This window comes from Agromyces sp. NPDC055658 (assembly GCF_053618155.1).
This window is the reverse complement of sequence record NZ_JBSHHD010000106.1, coordinates 1-1322: the sequence shown is the minus strand read 5'-3', so window position 1 is coordinate 1322 and position 1322 is coordinate 1. Positions and strand designations below refer to the sequence as shown.

Below are 1322 nucleotides of genomic sequence, written 5' to 3'. Positions count from 1 at the left end.
GTTCAGGGGTGTGCCCGGGCTGCTGCGGAGTCGTCATCAACTCCACGGTTGACTGCTTCAGCGGAAACGTGCTCGGGCGGCCGGCGAGACGATCGAGCAGAGCCTGCGCGAACCGGCCGACATCGTTCACGGTCGAGAACACCCCGGCACTCCCGGCCACACCACCCATGCGGCGTGCGGTCGGGTCATGCACGGTACCGCGCAACGGGCGGCCGAAGTCCGGGTTGATGCCCGGAGTGTCTTCATCGAGCGCCGTCGGTGCAATGCTCCAGGTACCTGCCGGGCAGTCGTTCACTTTGGGTGCGCTCGGGTCGAAGGCGATTGCTGTTCCCCGGACCTCGTGCGGGCCGCAGGCTTTGGTGGCCGGAAGGTAGTGGGTATCGGATAACCCGAGCGGTGCGAAGACATTGTCTTGCACGTATCCATCCAGGGGCCGGCCGGTGATCCGTTCGATGATCGTGCCGACCAGAATGAAGTTGATGTCGGAGTAGTGAAAGCGCTCCCCGGGTTCGTACACCACCCACGCGCCGAGCGCGCGGTGGATGCCTTCGGCCTTGTCGGCCTTGTCGAGCCCCCACGGTCCGTCCAGGCTCAGGTCGCCCGCGATGCCCGACGTATGGGTGAGCAGCATGCGAAGGGTCACCTGTGCGCGGCGTGGGTCGTTGGCGGGGTTGAAGTCGGGCAGGTAGGTCTGCACCTGGTCGTCGAAGTTGACCTTGCCCTGTTCGTAGAGCTGCATGAAGGCCGTCGTCGTCGCGATGCTCTTCGACAACGAGGCCAGGTCGAAGATCGTGTCCTCTGTCATCGGTTCGGCGGGGGCAGGCACTCCGTCCAGTCCCGGTTCGCCGTCGAGCTTGCGCGAACCGTATGCCTGGCGGAAGACGACGTTGCCCCCGTGCCCGACCTGGACCACGGCGCCGGGCAGGCGATGGGCCGCGATGTTGTCGTTGACCAGTTGTGAGACCGGGGTGAAGTCACCGGTAGGTACGACGGCGGCGAGAGTGGGAACCGGGACAGTGGGTGATGGTGCGGTCGTGGTCGGCGTGCTGGTGGCCGCCGGTGGAGGCGCCGGCTGTCCGCATGACGTCGTCGGGCCGATCGTGAACAGGACCGTTCCCACGGCGCACAGCCGGGTAAGACGCAATCGCGACACGGTCACCCGATCGACGGTACGGGATCAGTCTCGACGACAGCGCGCCTTCTGGTCGGTGATGTCATGAGCCGGCACTGCGACGAATGTGTAGCTTCTTGCGGCGATTTCAGCCTTTCATCACCAGAAGCTGCACACTCGTCGCAGGGTCCCGCAGAGGACTGCTCGGCTC

The 1322-nt window shown here is 65.6% G+C and carries 1 protein-coding gene; it reads right to left on the bottom strand.

Annotated elements, in window-relative coordinates:
* Window positions 1-1159: serine hydrolase domain-containing protein (locus ACWGPE_RS18855; RefSeq protein ID WP_452049290.1), on the bottom strand; the 1159-nt coding region annotated here is incomplete at its 3' end.
* Between the last annotated feature and the right edge of the window lie 163 nt (window positions 1160-1322).